The following is a 23,305-nucleotide window of genomic DNA, read 5'->3' as shown; positions in this document are numbered from 1 at the left end:
TCAGGAGAGCAGCCCCTGGAGTGATACGTCCGGGTTGTTGATCGCCTGGGCGAGTGCGTCGCAGGCGGTGCGGAGCCGGACCTCGCAGCGGTCGCGCAGGTCCGGGTCGGCCATTTCGGCGCGTACGCCGACAATGCTGATCGCGCCGTGACAAGCCTCGTCGGGGGTGACGATCGGGCAGGCCATCGCGGCGAGCAGCGGGTCGACGGTGTCGTCGAAATGCGTGACCTGTGCTCGTACGCTGCTCAACAGCTCAGCGAGCGCCGCCGCCGCGGCTTCCGGCGACTCGGCGGATTTCAGCTCGGTCAGATAGCGACGGCGTTCGGGCTCGACCAGCTGGGAAAGCAGAACAATCCCGGCGACCGTGGAATGTGCCGGCCATCGCTCGCCTTCCCGATCGACCAGCCGGGCATATCGTACGGACCGGATCTCCGCAACGATCCGGGTGTCGAAGTTCTCCAGCACCTGCAGGTTGGCCATCAGCCCGAGCCGATCGGCCAGCCAGCGCAGCGCGACCCGGGACATCGCCGCCAGCGAAGTGGCGTGCAGCGGCGACCGGGCCAGCTTGAGCAGCGCCGGCCCGAGCAGGTAGCGATCCGAGCCGTCCCGGGCCACCCACCCCCCTCAACCAGCTCCGCGACCGTCCGCAGCGCGGTCGGCGGCAGCATCCCGGTGCGTTGGGCCAGGTCAGCGAGTCGGAGCGGCTCGGTGCTGTCGGCCACCACGAGGCACACCGCCAGCGCCTTGGAAATCGGGCTGCGGGTCCGCTGCTTCGCCGGCTCGGTGCTCATTGTGGGGATTGTATGGGGAGGGTTCAGTGCTGAGCGGCTCCTACGGCGGCCACGAAGCGGCCGAGCAGGGAGGGCACGTCGAGGGGGTCGGTGTAGGCCTCGATGACTCGCAAGCCGTTGCCCGCGGCTAGTGCGGTACGGAGCTCTCCGACTGTACGCGCGGGCCTGACCTGCACGTTTGGGCCGCACAAGGCGCGTACGAGTGCGGTGTGGTCCCAGTGCGCGATGTCGTTATAGACCGCGGCCGGCCCGTTGATGGCGCGTTCGATGGTGTAGCCGGCGTTGTTGACCAGCACGACAGTGATGTTCGCGTGCTGTCGGGCCATGGTGCTGAGCTCCTGCGCGGTCAGCTGCAGCGAACCGTCGCCGATCAGCAGCAGCACCCGCCGGTCCGGCGCGGCCACCGCGGCGCCGAGCGCGGCGGGCAGCGAATAGCCGATCGATCCCCACAACGTGCCGGCCAAGTAGCTGACCCCGCTGGGCAGCCGGTGGTCCAGCATCCCGAACGACGGCGTGCCCTGATCGACCACGACGACGTCTCCGGGCTGAATCGCCGCGGCTACCTCTGTCCACAGTGGATCCTGGGTGAGTTTGTCAGTGTCCGCCGCGCGTTCGCGGGTGGTGACGGTCGTTGAGTGCGTACGAGTGCCGAAAAGCTGGGCCAGCGCACGCAAAGCGTCGGCGGCGGCCACCGGACCAAAAGGCTTGCCCGCCACAGTGGCGTTTTCCGGCCGTACGACGATCATCGCCGACTCCGGCAGGACGGCCGAGAACCCGGCCGTCTCGGTGTCCGAGAAAACCACTCCGAGGGCCAGCAGACAGTCCGATTCCTCGACCGCCTCCCGGATGCCGGGACCGCTCGCGGGCCCGAGGTAGGTGCCGATCCAGTCGACCGCCTGCTCGTCGAGTTGCCCCTTGCCGATGGCGGTCACCGCGACCGGCAGCCCAAGCCGTTGGACCTCGTCCGTGAGCCCCAACCGGGCCAGCTCGTGACCGAGCAGGATCACCGGCCGGCGCGCTTTGGCCGCCAGTTTGCCAGCGGCGGTGGCGAAAGCGGCCAGCTCGCCGGGCGAGGAGGTGAGGCCGCGAATCTCGGCCAGCGCGGGCGCGGCGGACGGCAGGGCAGGTCGAGCATCGGCACATCCGACGGGATGCCGATATAGACCGGCCGACGCTCGGTCATCGCGATGTCCAGCGCGCGCGTCAGCTCAACCACCGCGTTGTCCGGCGTGAGGACCGTCTGCGCGGCCGTGACCTCGCCGTACGCGCGAATCACACCCGGCGCCAGTCGGCGTCGCCAAGGCCGTGGTGCACGACCCGGCCGGCGTCCAGGGTGCGCCGCGCGGGCAGGCTGCCGAGCACGACCAGCGGCACCCGTTCGGCGTACGCGCCGGCCACCGCGTTGATCGCGGACAGCTCTCCCACGCCGTACGTGAGAGAGAGCGCCCCGAGCCCGCTGATCCGCGCGTACCCATCCGCGGCGTAGCCGGCGTTCAGCTCATTGCAGTTGCCGACCCACGTGACCTCCGGATGCGCCAGAACCTGGTCGAGGAACGCCAGGCTGTAGTCCCCGGGCACCCCGAACAAATGCCGGACCCCGCGCCCGGCGAGCTCGGCCAACAGGTAATCGCCGATCTTCATCCGCCACCTCCACAACCGTCGTACGTATTACGTTAGCCGCAATACCGGTTGCGTTGAAAGAAACAGATGCATCACATCTTGGGATCGTTACGGCCCGACAAAACAGACGAAAACCGAAAAATCAGTGCAAAATTTCCCTCTAACCCACCCCCCACCCCAGAAAGGGCGGGGGTAATGAGAGCACGCGCGTACGACAAAACAGCGCGGCCTCCGCAGGTTGTCGTACCCGTGGCGGATAATTCCCCCCCCCTCGTCGATGCGGTCAAAACGCGGGGAAAGGCTGGAGCTACTGGGAGGCGTACGAGGTGCCGACGAGTTGGCTGAGGAGGGCGTCCAGCAGTGGTTGGCCGTCGTCGATGGCGTGCTGGAGGTGGCCGTTGACCTCCATCATGATCAGCCCGTAGACGCGCATCCAGTAGTCGAGCAGCGCGGCGGTGGCGGCGACGGACAGGTCGGCCACCGAGATCGGGATGCCAGCTTCGACGGCCCGGGTGACCAGCCGCTCGCGGTAGCCGACCAGGCCGGTACGCAGCTGCGGTGGCAGGGTGTCGTCGGCCGGGACCGGGAAGGGCTGGGTCGCCCACAGCCGCATGACGGCTTCCTCGAACACCCGGGCCAGCCGGGTGGCGGCCGGATACTGGTCGGTCGGCAGCGGGCTCATGCTGGCGAACATCAGGGCGAACTCCGGTCGGTGGCGCAGCGCCCAGGTCCGCAGCTGACGGCAGACGGCGACCACCTGGGCCGCCGGCTGTGCGCCGGACGCTGACTGGGCCTTCAGCAACTCGGCCGTGAGTTCGGCCGCGACCGCCTCGCGAACCAGCCCGAGCAGGCCGTCGCGGCCGTCCGCGTAGCGGTAAAGCGCGGGTGGTGTGACGCCGATCTGACTGGCCACGGCGGCAATCGTCACCGCGCCCGGTCCGTCGGCCACCACGAGGGCACGGGTGGTGGTGACGATGTCGGCCAACATCTCCTGGCGGTGCTGCTGCCGCCGGCCGGTGACCTCGCTCATGGTTCGCTGTTCCGCCTTGACGATCGTCCCGCCCACCTTCGCAGATTCGCGGTTGGGCGGTAGTGATGCTTGCACGGTGGACGCTCTTCGTACAGCGACGACACCGTGTGCCCGGCTGGTCGAGCGGGGGCCGGCATCGCGCCATGGCCGGCCGCGATCCTGGTGGCATCGCGCCAGCTTGGGCACGACCGTACGCGATCGGTGCGACAGCCTGTCACTGGCACCAGGGGAACGGCCCAGTGCAGTGGTTCGGCCGCGATCCCGCGATAAGTCATCGCGGCCGACTTTGCGGCTATCGGGTCAGGTAGATGACGATCAGCTGGTCACCGGCGACCAGCTGGACGGCTTCGGAGAAAGTGAGCGTGGTCTGTCCGTCGGTGGTGCTCAGCCGACCGTCCACCGTGCGCAGCCGCCGACCGTGTCGCAGCACGCTGATCGCTACTGATCCGCAGGTCGACGCCAGCTCGGTGGCGAAGGACCGGAGGGTGAGTTTTCCGTACCTTAGCTCGATGGTGCTGGTTTGCTCGTGCGGCCGGCGAGTCTGCCGATAAAGGCCCCAGCCGGCTGCCGTGGTAAATGCGCCGGCGAAGTTTTCCGGACCGATTTTCGGTGCGAAACCAAGCTTTCCGGCCGCCCGTGATAGCTGTAGCCGCAGGCGGCGAGATAGACGGCGTGGCTGTTCATGGCCCGGGCATAATGATCGGAGCACTCGACTTCGTTGTACGGGTTGCGCTTGGCCGCCGCGTACCGGTCATAAATCGCCCGGGTGACGGTCAAACCTTCGGTGACGTGCCCCTCGGCGATCAGGTGCGCCGCCAACTGGTATTCCTGTCCGGTCCACACCTCGTCCAGGTAGCCGACCAGCCCGGAGACCTCGGTGTCGCCGTACGGCCAGGTGCCCATCAGCGTGCCGGCCTCGCCGGGCATCGTGTAGACGCGCGGGTTTCCGTACAGTCCATGGGTTTTCACCCAGTCCGCTGGGTCGGGCAGGAAGTTGTTCTTGAAGATGTTCTTCAGCGCGATGTCGGTTTTCGCTTTGTCGAAAACCCGCGGAAGGCCGAGCTGCAAGGCATAGTTTTGGCCGTGCAGCTGGTCGATGTAGCACCCTCGGTTGGAGTTGAGGTTGTTCGGGTGAGCTGAATCCACCGGCGAGTAGAAATAGCCGTACTGGTCACTCCACATGTCGGTGCCCAGATGGGTGGTCCCCTGCGCGGCGATGTTCCGGCAGGTGGCGGCGAAAACCGGGTCGGCCATCTCGCTGGCCATCGCCGCGGCGGCCTGCAGCATCGCCACGTAAAGGCCGCTGATCCATGGAATTTTGCCGTACCAGTCCTGGTCGTCGGTGTTGCCCTGGCGGCCTTCCAGCACGCCGTCCGGAGCTGTGCCGTCCTGGCCGATCATGAACTGGATCGCGAGCTTGGTTTTCGGCCAGAGTCGGCGCAGAAAGCCGCTGTCCTCGGACATCTGATGTTCGCGATAGATCCGCAGGATGGTGGCGGCCTGACCGTCGGCGGCCCAGTTCAGATCCTGCTCCTGCCGGAACCCCATCTGCCCGGTGGTGGTGTTGAAACCTGGACCGAGATCGCCCAGCTCGCGGGCCGACCGCTCCAGTTCCGGGAACAACAACGCGCCACACTGTGTGCGTACGCCCAGACGTGCTCGCAGGTCCCGACGCAGCAGTAAATTCCCTCGTCCGCGTAGAACCGGCCGCTGTCGAAATACTGGCAGGTGAGTGTGCCGAGGGTGGAGGCCGGCGCGAACGTACGCTCCAGGAACCAGTGCGGCAGCGTCGAGTCCGCGTACCAGGTCTTCACCCAGTCGTCGGTTTGCTCTATCTGCTGGGAAACCGGCACGCCAGCCACCTGGCGAGCTGATGAGAAGGTGTTTTTTTGTAGTGCTTGCGCAGACTCGAGTACGACTGCACGCCGGCGTAGTTCTGGCTCAACCGTGGGAAGAACCACGACAACACGAAGGTGACCGATTTCGACTGGCCAGGCCGTAGGGTCACCGGCACGCTGACCGCGCCGGTGATGGTCTGGTCGTCGGCCGGCACCTCCGGCGGGCCGGGCTTGCCGGCGAAGATCGCATCCAATGAGGTCGCGCCCGCGATGGACGGCACCACGTGCGCGGCCGGATCCAGTGCGGCCAAAGCGAAAGTGCCACCATCGGGCAGGTCTTCGTACGCGAGCAACGGCTTGTCGGTGAAGGTGATCCGGTCGCAGTTGATATGCGCCCAGCCGCCGGTACGTTGGTCGACGATTTCGATGTGGGCCGTTTTTCCCTGGTGTTTGTGCACATCGGCGGCCTTGACGGTGAGCGGCTCGGCGTTGTTCCCGGTGAAGCTCGCGACGACTTGCCCGTCGACGACCACGTTCACGCAGGTGTCACCGGCCCAGGAGCCGCCGCCGACGTTCACCGTGAGATATCGCCGGGAAATGGTGAAGTCCGGGCTGGTCAGTTTGCCGGTAGCGCGGTCGGCGAGATCGATGTCGCCCTTGGCCGTACGGAAGTCGTGCGAGGTGACGAATCGACTGCCGGTGATATTCAGTGCGCCGAATCGCTTGAAATAGTCCGGGCATTCCGCTTCGGTGACCGGGCCGGGACCAAATGCGGTGCCTTCGGCGTCCATGGCGCGTACGTGTCGCGTTCCCAGTCCTCGAAAACGATGTCGTCCTGGATCGGGCCGCCGTCGCCGCCGTCCGCGCCGGAGAATTCCACCCCGCGCGCCGATCCGGCGGTGAACGCAGCGCTGCGCAGCTTGACCGCCTGCTGCAGCCGCGCGCCCAGGCAGACCGGCGAGTCCAACCAGCCGGCGAGAGTGGCGCTGATCGGATGGTGACCGGTGTTGCGCAGTGTGTAAGTCACGTAGGTGGCTGGAATGCTGGAGTCGGCGACCGAGGTGGGTACGAACGGTGACCGGGCTTGCAGAGTGACCGCGAGGGAACTGCCGGCATCGCGATATTCGACCGTACCGACCGGATATTGCCCGACGAACCCGACCTCGGTGAAACCGCTGGCATCCAACGGGCGAATTTTTTGTTGCCCAGCCTCGGAAACCTGGACAGCGAATCCGTTCCGGAACGGGTTCGTGGCGGTCAGCGGGTGTGCGCGTAATGCGGCCCCGTCGCCGGTCGCGCCACCCGGCCGGTAGTACGACTGGCTGTCCACGTCCCAGAGCCACAGCTGGCCGTCGCCGGCCAGGTAGACCTGGCCCGTGCAGACCCCGCTGACCGGCATCCCGACCTTGGCCATCGCGGCCGGATCGGTCACCCTGGTCGGGACACCCCGGGGGCGGTCAGAGCCGCCACGAACTCGCTCGACAGGTTCTTGTCCGCCGGCACCTCGACCAGGTTCTGCGGGCTGATGTTCAGCGCCGCGGCGGCCCGTTCGGGCAACGACATCGCGCCGACGCCCATCGCACCGAGTGTGAGAAAGACCCGCCGGCTGAGGGCGGCTGGGGCGGCCTGTGGTTCATGGTCGGTGGAGGTCATGGCTGGCTCCTGCCGTACGAACACGAGAAATCGATTTCTCGCGAAGGTAACCGGGACTGACGGCAGGGTCAAGGGCGTACGACCGCTTCTGGTCAGCAGCTGGTGTGCGCGGCGCCGAGGGTCGACAGCAGCAGCGAGAGCTTGCGGGTGTCGTCTTCGCCCAAAACCTCGACGACGTAGCGCCGAAGGCCGTCCGCATGCGCGGCCTGCGCCCGCTCGGCGACATCCCGCCCAGCGGGCGTGAGCTGCGCATATGTCATCCGGCGGTCACTCGGGCAGTCCCTGCGTACGAGCAACCCCGCGTTCTCCAGGCGGTCTGCCAGCTTGGTGAACCCGCCACTGGTGAGCGAAGCCTCGCGGGCCAGCCGGGTCATCGGGAGGCCGCGCTCGTCGTTCGCCCCCAGCAGCCGCATCAGCACCTCGAACCAGCCGGCCGGGAACCCGAACTCCTCGGTGAACTCGGCCATCAGCAGTTGGTGCGTACGCGCGAACCCGTCGATGACCTGACCCCACGCGGCGATGAGATCTCGATCCGAGATGGCCGCCTGGGTGCTCATACGGGCAAGTTTACCGCGCCGGACCGCTCCGAACGTCCGAAAGCGGACCCCTGACCAGTGCTTTCAACCCGTCCGAACGGCCGGTGCCGCCGACCGAGTAGCCGACCAGAAAGCCGGCTAACGGCCAGCCGCCAGCGCGCCGCGCACCCGTCGAGAAAGGCACTCCTGTGTGCCGCGGTCACCGACTCCGCCGGCGACTGGTCGGTGAGCGTCTCGGACGGTTGAGTTATCCCAGGTCGGGGACGGAAAAATCGGCGAAGTCGAAGCCTGGCGAGACCACGCAACTGACCAGCACCTCGTTGGCCGTGCCGTCCTCGATCGGCTCGGCGGACTGCCAGTGACCGGCCGGCACCAGCAGTTGTGGGCGTTGGCCGGCGACCAGCTCACCACCCAGAATGCGGGATTCCGGTTCGGCCGGACGCTCGTCGGTGCCGCCCAGCGTCAATCGCAGCGGCAGGCCCAAATGCCACAGCCACACCTCGTCCGACCGCACCCGGTGCCATGCCGAGAACTCGCCCGGCGCCAGCAGGTAGTAGATCCCGGTGGCGCTGGATCGCGGCCCCGGATAACCGTCCGGCTGGTACGTCGCAGTAGTTCGCCAGGTCTCGCCGTACCAACCGCCTTCGGGGTGAGGCAACAGATCCAGCGCCTCAGCGGTCGCCGACCGCGAGTCCAGCGACACATACGTGCCGGTCACGTCCCGCCGGGCGTAGCGGACCTCGACGACCGCGTCGCGGTCGATGGTTCCGTACACATGCGGGAAAAGCAGCCCGGGAGTGTCGTCGGGGGGGACGGCGGGTCGGCGGCCTCGAGACGTACGTACCGGCGGAGAGATTTTGGCGGTGTCCAGCACCAGCGCGACCATCGGCTCGGCCGCGTCGGCGTAGAAACGGTTCGCCACCTGGAGCATCGTTCGCTCGTCCGGTGAGCAGTGCACGAATCCCTGCGTGGGCAGCGAGTCCGCGGTGATCGGGCCGGCCTGCGACCGATACGTGCGTAACGGGAGAAGGTGGATCACACGATCAGGTGACACTGTCGACGGACCTTCCGGTGGTACGGGTGCCGAGCACTCCGACGTTGATGATCAACAGCACCATAGCAACCGCCACCACGGTGAAAACCCAGCCGGCACCACCGGAGGTCAGCACCGGCAACAAAATGAAGGGCAGCGCGCCAGTGACGATCTTCGACAGCGAGTACGCCGTTCCAGCCGCCGTGCCACGCATGGCGGTCGGGTAGAGCTCGGACAGATATACGTGGTATGCGTTGGAAAAAACGTTGCTCGCCAGCGTGTAGAGGAAACCGAAGGCGACAATCACCGCTGGCTGTCCGGAAAGTCCGAAACCGAGGCCGAAAACGGCCATCAGGGCGGCCGATCCCATCACCAGGTATTTGCGTTCCACCCGCTCGACGATTGGCACCGACAACAGCGAACCGAGCGGATACCCCAAATAAGACAGGGCGGTGTAGCCGATGCTCGCGATAATGCCGTAGCCGCGGGCGGCCAGGATAAGGGGCGCGAGTGTTCCGAAACCGTAATAACCGAAGACCTCGAGCGCGGACAGCGGAGCACCCACCCACAACATCACCGTACGACGCAAATACCGCGGGCTGAAGAGCCGGCTGATGGGTACGGCTTGGGGTTCAGCCGGCCGCAGATCCGGATCGGGCTCGGGCAGTGGGTCGGCTGCCTCGGCTTCCATTCGTGTCACGATTTCCTCGGCTTGCGCCTGGCGGCCAGCGATTTCCAGCCAGCGCGGCGATTCTGTCAGGCGGCGGCGCAAAAAAACACACGACCGCGGAGCCGAGCGCGCCCAGCACGAACAGCCAGCGCCAGCCGGCGATGCCCAGTGGCGCCTGTGGCACCAGCCACACAGAGCCAGAAAACCCACCGCCGGCACTCCGCAGCAGAAGGACACCGTGTAAGCCCACGAAATGAACCGGCCACGCTTGCCGGGCGGCAGCATGTCGGACAAGTACGAGTCGGCCAGCGCGTACTCCGCGCCAATTCCCAACCCGGCGCAGAATCGACTGACAATCAGCCAGGTGGCGTTCGGCGACAGCGCGCCGAGCAGCGAGAATCCGGAGTAGATGGCCAGGTTGATCAGGAAGGCCCGGCGCCGGCCGATCCGGTCGGCCAGCCGGCCGAGCACGATCGCGCCGAGGAACTGGCCGATGAAAGCGGACGCCAGCACCAGCTTCAGCTCGGTGCCGCCGAGCGCGAAGTCCTTCTGCAGCACTTTCGCGATGGTGCCGGCGAGGAAGTTCTCGTACGCGTCGAAGAAAAGTCCGATACCGATCACCGCGGTCAGCACCCGGTGGGTCCGCAGGATCGGCAGCCGATCCAGCCGGGCGGCCACGCTCACACTCGGCCGTACGGGCTCTGAACTGCTCGTATTCGTGCTCACAGCGAACGATCATCGCGCTTGGGAGGCCAGTTACCTCATAGGTCGTGACAAATGTCCGGCCGGGAATAGGCTGGCGGCGATGAACGGATCGGCCGAACGTGTCGACGTTTCGGTGGCGCATGCCGTCTGGCTCGCCGGCGATGCGTTCGTGGACGTACGAACGCCGGATGAATATGCGCATGGCCATGTGCCAGGCGCGCTGAACATCCCGCTGGACGACCTGCCCGTACGGCTGGCGGACCTGCCAGCGGGACAGCTGGTCACCGTTTGCACACTGGGAAACAGGTCCTGGCGGGCCGCGCGACTGCTCGCCGGACAGGGCAGGGACGTGCTGTGCCTGGCCGGCGGCACGAAGGCTTGGGACGCCGCCGGCTACCCCGTTGTTCGCGTTTCGGAGGCCGGCATGCGTACGCAGCCGGGGCATCGCCGCTGGTGGCGGATCCACCGCCAGGGCTGAAAATTCGTCGGTTCCATGGACGTACCTCGGGCGTACGATCAAAGACAGCAGAGGAGCCGGAAATGATCTTCGGAATTCTGATCGGGTTCGGTGTGGCCGTGGTGCTCGGGCTGAGCGCTGCTGCGCGGGTCGTCAAGCAGTACGAGCGGGGTCTGGTGTTCCGTTTCGGGCGGGTGCGACCGGCCGTCCGCGGTCCGGGCCTCGCGCTGATGATCCCGGCAGTGGACCGGCTGCAGAAGGTCAACATGCAGATCATCACCATGCCGGTGCCTGCGCAGGACGGCATCACCAAGGACAACGTGACCGTCAGGGTGGACGCGGTCGTCTACTTCAACGTCATCGATCCGGTGTTGGCCGCGGTGAACGTGCAGGACTACCGGTTCGCGATCCTGCAGGTCGCCCAGACCTCGCTGCGCTCGATCATCGGCAAGAGCGAGCTGGACGATCTGCTCTCGAACCGGGAAAAACTCAACGAGGGCCTGGAAATGATGATCGACAACCCGGCGCTCGCGTGGGGCGTCAACATCGACCGGGTGGAGATCAAGGACGTGGCGCTGCCGGAGTCGATGAAGCGGTCGATGTCCCGGCAGGCCGAGGCGGAGCGGGAGCGGCGGGCCCGGATCATCACCGCGGACGGCGAGTTCCAGGCCTCCGCGAAGCTGTCCGAGGCGGCGAAGGTGATGTCCGCGAACCCGGCCGCCTTGCAGCTGCGGCTGCTGGAAACCGTGGTCGAGGTGGCTGCCGAGAAGAACTCGACGCTGGTGCTGCCTTTCCCAGTCGAGCTGCTGCGGTTCCTGGAGCGAGCCGGCGGCCCGGAAGTGGCGTCCGCCGTCAGGGAAACGATGAAGAGCACCCCGCCGGGAGCGGAGCTGGAGCCGGTCGACCCGAGGCCGATCGTGCTGCCGGACGGCGATCTGCCGCAGCCGCGTACGTCCTAGGACTAGAGGGCTACTTCAGACGCCGTTTGGATCTCGACTCTCATCCGCACAAGAAGCCCTGTAGTCCTAACCGTGGTGGGAGCGGGCCACGATCGCCGCCTGTACGCGACTGCGCAGCCCGAGTTTGGCCAGGATGCGGCTGACGTGCGTTTTGGTGGTCGGCTCGGCCATCGCCAGCTCAACCGAGATGTCCTGGTTGGACAGGCCGCGGCCAATGCAGTCCAGGACCTCCCGTTCGCGGGCCGTCAGCGAGTCCAGGTCGGCCCCGGCGGCCAGCTCGGGGGGGCGGAGACCTGCGCGAACGCCGAGATCAGCCGGCGGGTGACCGAGGGCGCGATCAGCCCGTCGCCGCTGGCCACCAGTCGTACGGCTGAGACCAGCTGGTCCGCGTCGGAGTTCTTCAACAGGAAGCCGGCCGCGCCGGCCCGGAGCGCGCCGAACACGTACTCGTCGATGTCGAAGGTCGTCAGGATGAGGACGTCACAGACGCCGGTCAGCTCCCGGGTCGCCGAGATCCCGTCCAGCCGGGGCATCTGGATGTCCATCACCAGCACGTCCGGCCGCAGCTCACGCCCGAGCGCCACGGCCTGCTCGCCGTCGCTCGCCTGGCCGACCACCTGCAGGCCGGCGGCCGCGTTCAGGATCATCACCAGCCCGGCCCGGACCGCCGGCTGGTCGTCGGCCACCACCACCCGGATCGTCATCGGGTCCCCTCCGGGAGTTCGGCTCGTACGCGCCAGCAGCCGCCGTCCGCGCCGGCGGTGAAGTCCCCGCCCACGGCCGCTGCCCGCTCGGCCATCCCGACCAGCCCGGCCCCGCCGCCCGGCGCCTTCGCGAGCGGGCCGCCCAGCGGGCTTTCGACGGCGATGACCAGCGACTCCGCCCGATAGTCCAGGCGTACGGCCGCCGTCCCGCTGCCGTGCTTGACCGCGTTGGTCAGCGACTCCTGGACGATCCGGTAAGCGGCGAGGTCAATCGCCACCGGCAGCACCCGGCTCTCACCAGTGACCTTCAGAGTCGCCTCGACGCCGGCCGTACGCGCCTGATCCAGCAGTTTCCGCACGTCGTCGATCCGTGGGGTCGGCGCCAAGGAGGCCGCGCTGTCGGAGTCCCGCAGCAGGTAGACCATCTCCTTCATCTCGGCCAGCCCGTCGTTGCTGCTGCGCCGGATCACCCGGAGCACCTCGCGGACCGCCTCGGTGTCCAGGCCCGGCACCGAGAGCGCCGCGGTCGACTGGATGGAAATCGCCGACAGGTGGTTGGCGATCACGTCGTGCAAGCTCGCGGGCCATCCGGGAGCGCTCGGCGGTGATCGCGGCCTGCCGGTCCAGCTCGGCCAGCCGGGCCAGCTCGTGCGACCGGCCCCGCTCGGCGGCCGCGAGGTCCCGGTGCCGGCGAATGTCGAAGCCGGTCAGCACCGGCACCACCAGCACGAGTCCGAGCTGCAGCGGGATCAGCACGGCGGCCGACGGGTCGTGGGTGAACACCAGCGTCACCGCGGCGGCCAACACGGTGAGAGCGCTGACGCCGACGAGCAGGGGACGGCTGAGTTTGCGCGGCCCGTACACGGTCGCCGCGTAGAGCACATCGGTGAAGATCAGCGGCACCGCCAGCGACGGTCCGGCCGCGAGGTCGGCCAGGAAGGCAGCCGTACCCACCGCCAGGCAGAGCACCGGCGCGGATCGCCGGAACAGCTCGGCTATCCCGATGATCGCCAGCGTGACCAGCATGAACTGCACCGGCAGGATCTTCGGGAACTCCGGCGGGGAGCTGTACGCGCGGCAAGGAGAAGAGCACTCCGCCACCGGTCACGCCGGCCACCGCGATCAGCGTGTCGCGGCGGTTGAACAGCGAGGCTACCTGCACGTACCCATCACACCACTGCTGTTGGGAAGCTGCCTCAGGCCGTCGGCCGGGTCGCGGTCCGTCAAAGGATGTACGCCGGGATCGGCAGTCACGCCGACGCGATCGACGGTCCTGGGCGGGACGCTGGAAGCATGATCGTTGCTGCCATCATCGCCGGCGAGGTCGGCTTCTGGGTGTTTCTGCTCGGCGGCCTGGCCGTGCGCTACCTGCTCCGCAAACCCAAGGCCAGTGCGGTCCTGCTGGTCTGTGTCCCGCTCGTCGACCTGGGGCTTCTCGCGGTCACCGTCCTGGACCTGTCACGCGGCACCACCGCCACTCTCGCGCACGGCCTCGCGGCCGCTTACATCGGCTTCTCGGTGGCCTTCGGGCATCGGATGATCCGGTGGACCGACCAGCGGTTCGCGCATCGCTTCTTCGCAGGTGGCCCACCGCCGGTGAAGAACCCGAAATACGGCCGGGAGCGGGTCATTTTCGAATGGCAGGACTTCCGCCGTGCCGCGGTCGCGTGGGCCATCAGCTGCGGCCTGCTCGAGCTGGCCGTTCTGATCATTGGCGCACCCGCTCGTACGGCAGAGCTGTCGGGTTGGATCTCCCGGCTGACCGTCATCACCGCCATCTGGGGGATCTGGACGGTCTGCACCACCCTCTGGCCACCCAAACCCAAGGCCCCAGCCACCGACTGACCGCGGGTCCGGTGTGGCCGGTTGGGGACACCAAGAAACTTTGGTGAAGTCGCGCGCCATTGGCCCGGCATTTTGAGGCTTAACCTGCCGTAATGAGCCTCTTCTCGACTGCTCCGACCGGCATTTTCCGACGTAAGCCCGTGGACGCGATCGAACCGGAGACCGAGGGCGGCCAGCTGGCCCCGGTGCTCGGCCTCTGGCAGCTGGTCGCGTTGGGCATCGGCGCGATCATCATTGGCGCCGGCATCTTCGCGCTGGCCGGCGCGGTCGCCAGTACGACGGCCGGGCCGGGCGTGCTGTTCTCGTTCTTGATCGCCGGGGTGGTGAGCCTCGCCGCCGCGTTGGCCTATGCCGAGTTCACCGCGTTGATCCCGCGAGCGGGCACGGCCTACACGTACGGCTATGCGGTGCTGGGCGAAATCGTCGGCTGGTTTATCGGTTGGGATCTCCTGCTGGAATACACCGCGATCGTGGCGGTGGTGGCGATCGGGGTTTCCGGCTATGTCGGCAATCTGCTCGGTCAGATCGGCGTTCACCTGCCGGCCTGGATGCTGGGCGCGCCGGGCACCGGTCCCGGCCACGCGGTCGACCTGGTCGCGATGATTCTCTGCTTGCTGATCGCTTTTCTGTTGACGCGCGGGGGATCAGGTCCGCAGCCTGGGTGGAAACCGTGCTGGTCTGGATCAAGGTCGCGCTGGTTCTGGTGATTATCGGCGTCGGGGTTTTCTATGTGTGAACACGCACAACTACATCCCTTTCCTGCCGTACGGATGGAGTGGCGTTTTCGCTGGTGCGGCGGTGGTTTTCTTCGCGGTCTTCGGTTATGACGCGCTCAGTTCCGCCGCTGAGGAATCAGCGGATGCCCGTAAACACCTGCCCAAAGCGATGATGATCTCGTTCGCGATTTGCATGGTGCTCTACGTGCTGGTGTGCCTGGTGCTGACCGGAATGGTGTACTACCGGAAAATCGCGCCGCAGGCCGCGTTCGCGCACGCTTTCCAGGACGCTGGTTTGCCAGGCCTGGCCTCGATAATCTCGCTCGGCGCGATCCTGGGCATCGTCACGGTGATGTTCACGTTCATGTTCGCGGTGACCCGGATCTGGTTCGCGATGAGCCGGGACGGCCTGTTGCCGCGCTGGTTCTCCAAGGTCAGTGCGCGCCGACGCGTACCGGTCCGAGTGACCTGGATCGTCGGCGCCGCGGCCGCCCTGATCGCCGGTGTGACCCCCATCAAGGAAGCTGCCGAGCTGACGAATATCGGGATTCTGCTGGCCTTCGTGGTCGTCTGCGCGGCGGTCATCGTGCTGCGCTATCGCCGGCCGGACCTGGAGCGTACGTTCCGCTGCCCGGGAATGCCGGTGGTGCCGGCGATCGGCATCGTCGGTGCGATCTGGCTGACCGTCTACCTCGCGCCGCTCACGTGGTTCCGCTTCATCGGCTGGTTCCTGATCGGGCTGGTCATCTATGCCACCTACAGCTACCGGAAATCCGTGCTGGGCAAGCAACTGCGAACCGCCGCCGAGTCACGGCTCCCCACCAACCCGTAACTCTCAGCGGGGTGAGATGTAACGTGGGGTGAAGGGGCGGGAGCTACTTGGCGGCGGCCTTGCGGGCGGCGCGCTCGCGCATTCGGTCGCGCTGCTCCTCGAACTTCTTCGCCTGACCGTCCAGCGTGGTCATGAACGCCGACAGCTCCTCGCGAGCCTTCGCGCCTTCGCCGGTCAGGTCCTCACGCTCGAAGATCTTCCAGAACCGCAGGATCGGCATCACCACCTCGTCGTGGTGCAGCCGCAGGTCATAAATGCCGGCCTTGGCGATGGCCACTGCCTGGCGGGCGAAGTTGTCCATGGTGGAGCCGGGCATCTCGAAGTTCACGACCTCGTCGCGTACGGCCTGCATGGTTTCGTTGGGCGCCCGGTCGAAGGCGGCCTTGACCAGGTTCCGGTAGAAGACCATGTGCAGGTTCTCGTCGACCGAAATCCGGGACAGCAGCTGGTCGGCGATCGGGCAGCCGGCGGCGCGGCCGGTGTTGCGGTGCGAGACCCGGGTCGCGAGTTCCTGGAAGGAGACGTAAGCGACGGCCTCCAGCATCGTCTTGTCGCCGGAGTCGTAGCCGGCGATCATGTGCGCCATCCGCAGTTCTTCGAGCTTGACCGGGTCGACGCCGCGGGTGACCACCAGGTAGTCGCGTAGCGCGATGCCGTGCCGGCCTTCCTCGGCGGTCCAGCGGCCAACCCACTCGCCCCAGGCGCCGTCCCGGCCGAACCGGGTGGCGATCTCCCGGTGGTACGACGGCAGGTTGTCCTCGGTCAGCAGGTTGACGATCATGGCGGTCTTGGCGGTCTCGTCCAGCGCCGAGTCCTCGGGCTGCCAGTCCTCGCCGCCCAGGAAAGCGAAGTCGCGGCCCTGGCTCCACGGCACGTAGTCGTGCGGGTTCCAGCTCTTGGCAAGCTTCAGGTGGCGTTCGAGGTTCTGTTCGACCACCGGCTCCAGGTCGTACAGCAGATCCGACTGGAGCTTCGGGTCTTTCGCACGGTCAGCCGAGATCGTCACAGTTTCCTCCGGGGTCATGGGGGTGGCCCACTGACGGACAGGATGGCGCTTGCGGGGCGCTAACTTACGGGAACGTAGGTGTAGGTTACGGCACCGTAGGAAAGGCCGGCTAGCTACTGAGGTAGCCATCACTGGGTAATACCGAAGTACGAGGCAATCGGGGCCCGATTGCGGCCAGAAGTCCGGTTCTGGACCCCGATTGCACCCCTCACCAGCATATTCGCGCCGACCGCCGGTCCGGATGGGTCAGCTGACCGGTTCGGCTGGTTCGGTCGCGGACAGGGTGGCCGATCCGCTCGGCCGTTCCATCAACCGGGACAGGATGATCGTGCTCTTGGTCGAGTTCACGAACCTTTCCGCGCGCAGTCCCTCCAGCGCTTCCTCCAGTTGGGAGATGTCACTGACCCGCAGGTGCAGGATGGCGTCGGCGTCGCCGGACACCGTGTAGGCGGCTACCACCTCGGGATGCCGCAGCGCCGCCCGGCGGATCTCGGCCGGGGACGTACGGCCGGCGCAGAACAGCTCGACGAAGGCCTCGGTCGTACCGCCCAGCGCGGCCGGCGCCACCAGTGCGGTGAAGCCGGTGATGACCCCCTCGGCGCGCATCCGGTCGACCCGCCGCTTCACTGCCGGAGCCGAGAGCGACACCATGATGCCGATCTCCGCGTACGAGCGGCGGCGTCCTCGCAGAGCGACGCAAGAATCTTGCGGTCAATGGCATCGATCTGCAACGAACCGCTCCTCCAGGGCAATAACAACGGCTGTCTCGAACGCCGAGGGTAGCCGAAACTGATCATTGTGCAGACACGTCTCTCCGCTCTCCCAGTCGCCGGCCCACGGACCCCGGTGTCGCCAGCGGTCGGCTACCAGCCGGCCGCCGTCCCCGCGCGGGTGGCGACCCCGCGGACGTACCTGATGTGCCGCCCGACGTATTTCACCGTCACGTACGCGATCAACGCCTGGATGGACCCGGCGATCGGGGTCGACACCGAGCTGGCGATCGCCCAGTGGGATCAGTTGCGTCGCACGTACGAGCTGCTCGGGCATACCGTGCACCTGCTGCCGGAGCGGCCTGGCCTGCCGGACATGGTGTTCGCCGCGAACGGCGGGTTCAGCGTCGGTGGCGTCTTCTACGGTGCCCGTTTCACCTTCCCGCAACGCGCCGACGACGAGCGGCCGGCGCACCTGGACTGGTACGAGCGACACGGTTGGCCGGCGGTCCGGCCCGGCACCTTCACCAACGAAGGTGAGGGCGACTTCACGTACCTGCCCGGCCCCGACCTGGTCCTGGCCGGCTACGGGTTTCGTACGGACCGGCGTGCGCACACCGAGGCCGCCGCCGTGCTCGGCCGTGAAGTGGTGTCGTTGGAGTTGGTTGACCCGCGGTTCTATCACCTGGACACCGCGCTTTTCGTGCTGGATGACGAGACAATCTGTTACTACCCGGCCGCGTTCGGGGCACAGTCGCAGGATCTGCTCGCCCGGCGATTCCCGAACGCGCTGGTGGCGACCGAGGCGGACGCGCTGGCTTTTGGCCTGAACGCGGTCAGCGACGGCCGGCACGTCGTCCTTTCGGCCAGTGCCATCGATCTGATCGACCGACTCGCCGGCCTCGGCTATCAGCCCGTACCGGTCGCCGACTCCGAACTGCGCAAGGCCGGCGGCAGTGCGAAATGCTGCACCGCTGAGCTGCGTCGGTAGGCAGGCAAGCGAATTTATCGGACAAAACAACAGAAAAGAACCGGCCATTCGGGGTGAAATTCCGGTTTGTCCGCGCGGTCGCGGCGGAGGGCGATAACGTCATCACGACCGATCCTGTGGACGGTATGCTCCGTCCACACTGGACGTTCCAGGGGATAACCAGCGGCAGTGGCCCGGATCACCGGATGGTCGTACGGGCCTTGGCGGTGGCGATCCCGCCGGGACGAACCTCGGCGAGTGAGTATGCGCAAGCCGGAGAGGCAGATTGTGTCGTGGGCAGGCGCGAGGCAGGCTGGAGGGGTGCTGTCCGACCGCACTACCCCGGTCGCCGGGGCCTCGAAGCTGCTCGAGACCGTCGAGCAGCTCCTACGCGTCGTCACCAGCACCCGGTTCCCGCTTGACCTGCCCGGTGCGCCAGCGGCGCGCAAGGGGCGTACGGCGCTGATCAACCAGGCCGAGGACTACCTGCTGCCGCGGTTGTTGCAGCGAGCCGACGCGCCACTGCTCGCGGTGGTCGGCGGTTCCACCGGGTCCGGCAAGTCGACGCTGGTGAACAGCCTGGCCGGCAAGCAGCTCAGCCCGGCCGGAGTGCTGCGCCCGACCACTCGGTCGCCGGTGCTGGTCTGCCATCCCGACGACGTGCGCTGGTTCTCCGATGACCGGATCCTGCCCCGGCTGCGCCGGATCGCCGACCCGACCCGGCAGGACCGCCAGGAGGTCTCCCAGCTGGCGGTCGTCACGTCCGCCGCGCTGACGCCGGGGATCGCGCTGCTGCTGCTGGACGCGCCCGACCTGGACTCGGTGGTGGACGCCAACCGGGATCTGGCCGGTGAGCTGCTGGCCGCCGCCGACCTGTGGATCTTCGTCACCACCTCCAGTCGGTATGCCGACGCGGTGCCGTGGGACGCGTTGCGTACGGCAGAGTCGCGCGGCACCAGCGTGGCGGTCGTCCTGGACCGGCTGCCGGTCGGCGCCGAGGAGATCGAGCAGCACCTGAGCCAGATGCTCCGCAAGGAAGGCCTCGGCAACGCTCCGCTGCTGGTCGTGCCGCACAGCGCGCGCGCTGGCGGAGCGGCTGCTGCCGGCCGAGGCGGTGGCGCCGGTCAAGGCCTGGCTGGCTGAGCTCGCCTCCGACGGTGAGCAGTGGACGGCGATCTCGACCAAGACCCTGGACGGCGCACTCGCCAGCCTGCGGCCGCGGGCCACTGCGCTGGTCCGGCACGCCGTGGCGCAGGACGCGGCGGCGCAGGACCTGCGAGAAGACATCAACGGCGCGTACGCGCGCGAGTCCGAGCAGCTCTCCCGGACCATTGAGGGCGGCGACATCCTGCACGGCGAGGTGCTGGCCCGCTGGCAGGAGTTCGTCAGCACCGGCGAGCTGGCCCGTACGATCCGGGCCCGCGACGGCCGCTTCCGCAATCAGCTGGCGGCCGCGTTGTCCGGTCGTTCGCTGCCCGGCCAGGGGCTCAGCCGGGCGATCGCCGGCGCACTGACCGCGGCACTGGAACAGGCCGCCGAGCACGCCGCCGAGGCGGCGTCGCAGCGGTGGAGCTCCCGACCCGCCGGTGCCGCGCTGCTGGCCAGCGGCCCGGGCCTGGCCAGGGCGTCCAGTGGGTTCGGCGCGATGGCCCGGCAGGTAGTCACCGAATGGCAGCAGACCGTGCTTGATCAGACCGTGGTGTCTGGCGGCAAGGGTGCGGCCAAGTCCACCGCGTACGCATCCTCAGCCGCTGCCCTGGTGGTGATGACGGCCGCCGTGTTGCCGGTCGGTCAGCTGGTCGACGGGTTGCCGGAATCGCACCGACGCTCGAACGCCTCGGCCTCGCAGGAGCTGGTCTCAGCCGTAAGACGGACTTTCGAAGACGCGGACGCGCGTCGGCTGGCGAGCCGTGCCAGGTCCGCCTTGTTGCAGAGTGTCGGTGCTCTTATGGAGGGCGAGCGGCGCCGGTACGAGGCGCGGCTGACCGAAGCGGGTGTCGGCGAGCGGACCGGCGAGCGGCTGCGGGGCGGCCGCCGGGGTGGACGAGGCGCGGATCGCGGCCGGCGGCCGGGACCGGCCCCGGCCGAGCCGGGCCGCCTCTCGGGACCACTGGTCGCAGCGGCATGCCGCCGCGCCGGCCCGCCGGGAGCCGCCGACGAATCCGCGATCAGTACGGACCCGGACGTGACAGTGACCGAATCGCCCGAGCTGAACGGGGCGCTGGAGCGGGAGTCCGCGCAGCGTCTGGCGACCGTGTCCAACCGGCTGGACGCGCTGCGCCGGCTGCTGGAGTCGGGCGCCGACCGGGTCGACGACACCTTCCTCGCGCCCGGCCACCGGCTGCTGGAGCGTTCCGGTGAGCGGCTCGGGCTGTCCACCATGCACACCGTGGTCGCGTTGGTCGGCGCCACCGGGAGCGGCAAGTCGTCGCTGTTCAACGCGCTGAGCGGGCTGGAGCTGTCGGCCGTCGGCGTGCGCCGGCCGACCACCTCCACCTCGCTGCCGCACGCCTGCATCTGGGGACCCGATGGCGCCAAAGAGCTGCTCGACTGGCTCTCCATCGCGGCGCGCAACCAGGTGGTCCGGGAGTCCGTGCTGGACGGCGACGAGCAGGCCGAGCTGCGCGGGCTGGTGCTGCTTGACCTGCCCGACCACGACTCGACCAACGTGACCCACCGCCTCGAGGTGGACCGGATGATTGGCCTGGTCGACCTGCTGGTCTGGGTGCTGGATCCGCAGAAATACGCCGATGCCGCAATCCACCAGCGTTACCTGCGGGAGATGGCGAACCACGAACAAGCCACCGTCGTGCTGCTGAACCAGGTCGACACGCTGGAGCCGGCGGACGTTGGCGCTTGTCTTCAGGACGTACGCCGGCTGCTGCATGAGGACGGGCTGGGCGAGGTCGCGCTGCTGCCGGTGTCCGCTCGTACCGGCGCTGGCCTGGACGACGTACGCAAGCTCTTCGCCGCTGCGATCGCCGAACGGCGGACCGCGGTGGACCGGATCTCCGCCGACCTGGACCGGGTGTCGGTGGCGCTCGCGTCACTGTCCGGCCCGCCCGTGCCGGAAGAGGTCGACCGGGCGAACCAGAACGCGATCGTGGACGACCTCGCGCAGGCCGCCGGCATCCCGGCACTGGCCGAGGAGGTGCACGGCAGCTACCTGTGGCGGGCCGGCCGCTACACCGGCTGGACCTTCGCCCGGCTGGTCGGCCGGCTCCGGCCGGACCCGCGCTCGGCCGCCGAACGTGAACACGGCAACGGCCGCGCCGGCGCCAGCGGCGGGGTCGTGGTGCCGCGCGCGCGCGCGGCCGGGCCGAGGTCGACGGCGCTCTGCGCGGACTGTCCGACCGGCTGACCGAGACGATGCCACCGGCCTGGCACCCGACCGTTTCGCGCGCCACCCGCGTACACGCCGACGCCGTACAACCCGCCCTGGATCTAGTGCTCAGCGACACCGACCTGGGTCTGGACCAGCGGCCCGGCTGGTGGCGGGCGATGTGGCTGGCCCAGTGGCTGCTCGCGCTGGTCGCGGTGGCCGGCGGTGCCGACCTCATCGTGAACGCCGTCCAGCCGCACCTGCTGGCGGCGGTGCCGGCCATGCTCCGGGTGATCCTGCCGGCCGCGCTGCTCGGCGGTGGTTTGCTGCTCGGCGTGTTGTTGGCACTGATCACCCGCTCGATGGTCCGCAGCGGCGCCCGCCGCGCGCAGGCCCGGGTCGTCCAGCGACTTCGCGAGGGCGTGGTCGCCGCGGTCCGCGAATACGTGGTGGGGCCGATCCGCGGGGAGCTCACCGCTTACGCCACCGCCCAGGACGCGTACCAGGTGCTGACCCGCCGCTAAATCGCCGACCCGGCGGATTCGCTTCCGGCGGCTCGTGAGTGCCACCCAAATGGGTGTCGCTCGCCGAGTGCCACCAAAACCGCTCTACTGAGGTGTCGAATAACGCGATTTCGGTGGCACCCGCCGCACTTTTCGTGCCACTGGACCAACCTGGCTCATCGAGTGAGGCACAATGTCCCGCACTCACCATCGAGTGCGGGACATTGTGCCGCACTCAACACCAGCACCGAACTCCGAGAGCCAACTCGCCTTCGACGGGGCTGCTATCTAGGGTGCGGCGCGAAACTGTCGTACCCCTCCGGCAGATTTGCCCCCACCCAGTGACGGGTGGGGGGTGGGTTTGAGGACCAATGTTCAACTAAAAATTAAGGTCCACCTCTCGACCCACCCCCCGCCCGTTCAAAGGGAGGGGGAAAGAAAAACAGACACGTACGACATTTTCGCGCCGCACCTGGGTTTTGGGGAGTGGCACTGAATCGGTCTCGTTCCGAGAATGACACCGCGTGCCGCGGGGGCGTCGAGTGATCTGATTTCGGTGGCGTTCGGCGACTTCTCCGTCAGCAGGCCCAGCGATTTCCGAAAATGCCGCCCCCGAATTCGAGTCTTCCCGGTGGGGCTGACATTTTCGCGCCGCACTGGGTAAAGCCCGCAAACGTGAATTCGGGTCAGCGCCGGGGGTGTGGGGCGCGCCAGTTGTAGCGCAGGGCGAGCATTCGCAGGGCGAAGGTGACCGCGGCGGCGCCGACGGCGAGGGTGGGAGTGTCGATTCGCGCCCACTGGCCGAGGGCGATGACAGTGGCGCCGAGCAGGGCCGGGATGGCGTACATCTGGCTGTCCTTGCGCAGTACGGTCGGGTCCTGCCGGGCCAGCAGGTCGCGGAGTACGCCACCGCCGACCGCGCTGGTGGCGCCGAGGATCACTGCCGGCAGCCCGGCCAGCCCGAACAGCAGCGCCTTTTGGGTGCCCACCACGCAGAAAAGGCCGACTCCGGCGGCGTCGACCACCAGTACGAACCGTGCGACCCGTTCGAGTCGGCGGTGCCAGACGAAGACCACCGCGGTCGCGACGAGCGGTGTCACGAGGTACGCCGGCTGGGAGAAGGCGGCGGGGGTGGTGCCCAGCAGTACGTCCCGCCCGCAGCACCCCACCGCCCAACGCGGTGGTCTCGGCGAGGACGGCCATCCCGACCAGGTCGAAGTCCCGTTCGACGGCCAGCGACGCGCCGGACAGCGCGAAGGCGAAGATGCCGACCAGTTCCAAGATGAGAGACGCGTTCACGGCGGCAGCGTACGAGCCGCCGCGGGTTACGAGCCGGAGCTGGGTGGGGCGGGCGTGTTGCCGCCGGAATCGCCGGAGCCAGCACCCGAGTCGCCCGAACCAGAAG

The 23,305-nt window shown here is 67.9% G+C and carries 28 protein-coding genes and 6 pseudogenes; 11 read left to right on the top strand and 23 right to left on the bottom strand.

Going from position 1 to position 23,305, the window contains the following annotated elements; genetic code table 11:
* The 16 genes and pseudogenes from GNX96_RS09770 to GNX96_RS09700 form a co-directional block, all read right to left on the bottom strand.
* Complete coding sequence (locus GNX96_RS09770) at positions 1 to 615, bottom strand: IclR family transcriptional regulator domain-containing protein (protein WP_163567824.1); 615 nt, start codon at positions 613 to 615, stop codon at positions 1 to 3.
* 14 nt (positions 616 to 629) lie between these two features.
* Positions 630 to 791: pseudogene (locus tag GNX96_RS63010) on the bottom strand (helix-turn-helix domain-containing protein); the annotation flags it as partial.
* 23 nt (positions 792 to 814) lie between these two features.
* Positions 815 to 1,798 (bottom strand): thiamine pyrophosphate-dependent enzyme, encoded by a 984-nt coding sequence (locus GNX96_RS09760; protein ID WP_163567822.1) that lies wholly within the window; start codon positions 1,796 to 1,798, stop codon positions 815 to 817.
* On the bottom strand, positions 1,795 to 2,067 hold the full coding sequence (locus tag GNX96_RS09755; RefSeq protein WP_163567821.1) for a hypothetical protein: 273 nt from the start codon (positions 2,065 to 2,067) through the stop codon (positions 1,795 to 1,797). The genes GNX96_RS09760 and GNX96_RS09755 overlap by 4 nt, the downstream gene beginning before the upstream one ends.
* Positions 2,064 to 2,432, bottom strand: coding sequence for a thiamine pyrophosphate-binding protein (locus tag GNX96_RS09750; RefSeq protein ID WP_163567820.1), 369 nt, complete (start codon positions 2,430 to 2,432; stop codon positions 2,064 to 2,066). Before GNX96_RS09750 ends, GNX96_RS09755 begins: the two co-directional genes overlap by 4 nt.
* Positions 2,433 to 2,718: 286 nt before the next feature.
* On the bottom strand, positions 2,719 to 3,441 hold the full coding sequence (locus GNX96_RS09745) for a TetR/AcrR family transcriptional regulator (protein WP_279579899.1): 723 nt from the start codon (positions 3,439 to 3,441) through the stop codon (positions 2,719 to 2,721).
* Positions 3,442 to 3,733: 292 nt separating this feature from the next.
* Positions 3,734 to 3,871 carry a hypothetical protein gene (locus GNX96_RS09740; RefSeq protein ID WP_163567818.1) on the bottom strand — a complete coding sequence of 46 codons (138 nt, stop codon included), beginning with the start codon at positions 3,869 to 3,871 and terminating at the stop codon, positions 3,734 to 3,736.
* Between the two features lie 71 nt (positions 3,872 to 3,942).
* Positions 3,943 to 4,989 (bottom strand): GH116 family glycosyl hydrolase, encoded by a 1,047-nt coding sequence (locus GNX96_RS09735; protein ID WP_279579898.1) that lies wholly within the window; start codon positions 4,987 to 4,989, stop codon positions 3,943 to 3,945.
* Positions 4,962 to 5,294, bottom strand: a complete 333-nt coding sequence (locus tag GNX96_RS09730; protein ID WP_163567816.1) for a hypothetical protein — start codon at positions 5,292 to 5,294, stop codon at positions 4,962 to 4,964. The genes GNX96_RS09735 and GNX96_RS09730 overlap by 28 nt, the downstream gene beginning before the upstream one ends.
* On the bottom strand, positions 5,273 to 6,070 hold the full coding sequence (locus GNX96_RS09725; protein WP_163567815.1) for a hypothetical protein: 798 nt from the start codon (positions 6,068 to 6,070) through the stop codon (positions 5,273 to 5,275). The genes GNX96_RS09730 and GNX96_RS09725 overlap by 22 nt, the downstream gene beginning before the upstream one ends.
* Positions 5,986 to 6,711 (bottom strand): GH116 family glycosyl-hydrolase, encoded by a 726-nt coding sequence (locus GNX96_RS09720; protein WP_163567814.1) that lies wholly within the window; start codon positions 6,709 to 6,711, stop codon positions 5,986 to 5,988. The genes GNX96_RS09725 and GNX96_RS09720 overlap by 85 nt, the downstream gene beginning before the upstream one ends.
* A complete protein-coding gene (locus GNX96_RS09715) occupies positions 6,708 to 6,932 on the bottom strand; it encodes a hypothetical protein (RefSeq protein WP_163567813.1) in 225 nt (74 codons plus the stop codon). The genes GNX96_RS09720 and GNX96_RS09715 overlap by 4 nt, the downstream gene beginning before the upstream one ends.
* Before the next feature lie 92 nt (positions 6,933 to 7,024).
* Positions 7,025 to 7,489: a MarR family winged helix-turn-helix transcriptional regulator gene (locus GNX96_RS09710; protein WP_163567812.1), complete on the bottom strand. Its 465-nt coding sequence runs from the start codon at positions 7,487 to 7,489 to the stop codon at positions 7,025 to 7,027.
* Between the two features lie 226 nt (positions 7,490 to 7,715).
* On the bottom strand, positions 7,716 to 8,165 hold the full coding sequence (locus tag GNX96_RS50455) for a cupin domain-containing protein (protein ID WP_279579932.1): 450 nt from the start codon (positions 8,163 to 8,165) through the stop codon (positions 7,716 to 7,718).
* A gap of 51 nt (positions 8,166 to 8,216) precedes the next feature.
* A pseudogene (locus GNX96_RS50450) lies at positions 8,217 to 8,507 on the bottom strand (DUF952 domain-containing protein); the annotation flags it as partial.
* A gap of 4 nt (positions 8,508 to 8,511) precedes the next feature.
* Positions 8,512 to 9,849: an MFS transporter gene (locus GNX96_RS09700; RefSeq protein ID WP_279579897.1), complete on the bottom strand. Its 1,338-nt coding sequence runs from the start codon at positions 9,847 to 9,849 to the stop codon at positions 8,512 to 8,514.
* 127 nt (positions 9,850 to 9,976) lie between these two features.
* Between GNX96_RS09700 and GNX96_RS09695 the strand changes: the two genes are divergently transcribed.
* Both GNX96_RS09695 and GNX96_RS09690 read left to right on the top strand, forming a co-directional pair.
* Positions 9,977 to 10,354, top strand: coding sequence for a rhodanese-like domain-containing protein (locus GNX96_RS09695; protein WP_163567809.1), 378 nt, complete (start codon positions 9,977 to 9,979; stop codon positions 10,352 to 10,354).
* Between the two features lie 62 nt (positions 10,355 to 10,416).
* Positions 10,417 to 11,292, top strand: coding sequence for a slipin family protein (locus tag GNX96_RS09690; protein ID WP_163567808.1), 876 nt, complete (start codon positions 10,417 to 10,419; stop codon positions 11,290 to 11,292).
* 66 nt (positions 11,293 to 11,358) lie between these two features.
* Here the strand turns inward: GNX96_RS09690 and GNX96_RS09685 are convergent.
* From GNX96_RS09685 to GNX96_RS63005, 3 genes and pseudogenes are all read right to left on the bottom strand, one after another.
* A pseudogene (locus GNX96_RS09685) lies at positions 11,359 to 11,996 on the bottom strand (response regulator).
* Positions 11,993 to 12,355: a sensor histidine kinase gene (locus tag GNX96_RS50445; RefSeq protein ID WP_279579896.1), complete on the bottom strand. Its 363-nt coding sequence runs from the start codon at positions 12,353 to 12,355 to the stop codon at positions 11,993 to 11,995. Before GNX96_RS50445 ends, GNX96_RS09685 begins: the two are co-directional and overlap by 4 nt.
* A 102-nt stretch (positions 12,356 to 12,457) precedes the next feature.
* Positions 12,458 to 12,562, bottom strand: a pseudogene (locus GNX96_RS63005) (hypothetical protein); the annotation flags it as partial.
* Positions 12,563 to 12,600: 38 nt separating this feature from the next.
* Between GNX96_RS63005 and GNX96_RS63000 the strand changes: the two are divergent.
* The 5 genes from GNX96_RS63000 (at position 12,601) to GNX96_RS60960 (ending at position 15,389) form a co-directional block, all read left to right on the top strand.
* Entirely contained in the window at positions 12,601 to 12,873 is a 273-nt protein-coding gene (locus tag GNX96_RS63000) for a hypothetical protein (RefSeq protein WP_390623961.1), read from the top strand.
* A gap of 9 nt (positions 12,874 to 12,882) precedes the next feature.
* Complete coding sequence (locus GNX96_RS62995; protein WP_390623960.1) at positions 12,883 to 13,293, top strand: hypothetical protein; 411 nt, start codon at positions 12,883 to 12,885, stop codon at positions 13,291 to 13,293.
* A complete protein-coding gene (locus tag GNX96_RS09670; RefSeq protein WP_279579894.1) occupies positions 13,227 to 13,841 on the top strand; it encodes a hypothetical protein in 615 nt (204 codons plus the stop codon). Before GNX96_RS62995 ends, GNX96_RS09670 begins: the two co-directional genes overlap by 67 nt.
* Positions 13,842 to 13,981: 140 nt before the next feature.
* Positions 13,982 to 14,548, top strand: coding sequence for an amino acid permease (locus GNX96_RS60965; RefSeq protein ID WP_313885617.1), 567 nt, complete (start codon positions 13,982 to 13,984; stop codon positions 14,546 to 14,548).
* A gap of 25 nt (positions 14,549 to 14,573) precedes the next feature.
* Positions 14,574 to 15,389, top strand: a complete 816-nt coding sequence (locus GNX96_RS60960) for an amino acid permease (protein WP_313885616.1) — start codon at positions 14,574 to 14,576, stop codon at positions 15,387 to 15,389.
* A gap of 43 nt (positions 15,390 to 15,432) precedes the next feature.
* Here GNX96_RS60960 and GNX96_RS09660 read toward each other — a convergent pair whose 3' ends face one another.
* Complete coding sequence (locus GNX96_RS09660) at positions 15,433 to 16,395, bottom strand: acyl-ACP desaturase (RefSeq protein ID WP_279579893.1); 963 nt, start codon at positions 16,393 to 16,395, stop codon at positions 15,433 to 15,435.
* 246 nt (positions 16,396 to 16,641) lie between these two features.
* A pseudogene (locus GNX96_RS09655) lies at positions 16,642 to 17,126 on the bottom strand (Lrp/AsnC family transcriptional regulator).
* Between the two features lie 115 nt (positions 17,127 to 17,241).
* Here GNX96_RS09655 and ddaH point away from each other — a divergent pair.
* The 4 genes from ddaH (at position 17,242) to GNX96_RS09635 (ending at position 21,921) form a co-directional block, all read left to right on the top strand.
* On the top strand, positions 17,242 to 18,096 hold the full coding sequence (gene ddaH, locus GNX96_RS09650) for a dimethylargininase (RefSeq protein ID WP_390623964.1): 855 nt from the start codon (positions 17,242 to 17,244) through the stop codon (positions 18,094 to 18,096).
* Between the two features lie 300 nt (positions 18,097 to 18,396).
* Complete coding sequence (locus GNX96_RS09645; RefSeq protein ID WP_163567803.1) at positions 18,397 to 19,218, top strand: dynamin family protein; 822 nt, start codon at positions 18,397 to 18,399, stop codon at positions 19,216 to 19,218.
* Positions 19,190 to 21,436 carry a GTPase gene (locus tag GNX96_RS09640; protein WP_163567802.1) on the top strand — a complete coding sequence of 749 codons (2,247 nt, stop codon included), beginning with the start codon at positions 19,190 to 19,192 and terminating at the stop codon, positions 21,434 to 21,436. Before GNX96_RS09645 ends, GNX96_RS09640 begins: the two co-directional genes overlap by 29 nt.
* A gap of 8 nt (positions 21,437 to 21,444) precedes the next feature.
* Positions 21,445 to 21,921, top strand: coding sequence for a hypothetical protein (locus GNX96_RS09635; protein ID WP_163567739.1), 477 nt, complete (start codon positions 21,445 to 21,447; stop codon positions 21,919 to 21,921).
* 665 nt (positions 21,922 to 22,586) lie between these two features.
* Here GNX96_RS09635 and GNX96_RS09630 read toward each other — a convergent pair.
* Positions 22,587 to 23,069 carry a trimeric intracellular cation channel family protein gene (locus GNX96_RS09630; protein ID WP_279579891.1) on the bottom strand — a complete coding sequence of 161 codons (483 nt, stop codon included), beginning with the start codon at positions 23,067 to 23,069 and terminating at the stop codon, positions 22,587 to 22,589.
* A 46-nt stretch (positions 23,070 to 23,115) separates the two neighbouring features.
* A pseudogene (locus GNX96_RS50435) lies at positions 23,116 to 23,199 on the bottom strand (hypothetical protein); the annotation flags it as partial.
* Positions 23,200 to 23,305: the final 106 nt, after the last annotated feature.

This window comes from Fodinicola feengrottensis, assembly GCF_010993775.1.
In the GTDB taxonomy this organism is placed as follows: domain Bacteria; phylum Actinomycetota; class Actinomycetes; order Mycobacteriales; family HKI-0501; genus Fodinicola; species Fodinicola feengrottensis.
The sequence above is the reverse complement of the archived record's forward strand: the minus strand, read 5'-3'. Positions and strand labels throughout refer to the sequence as shown.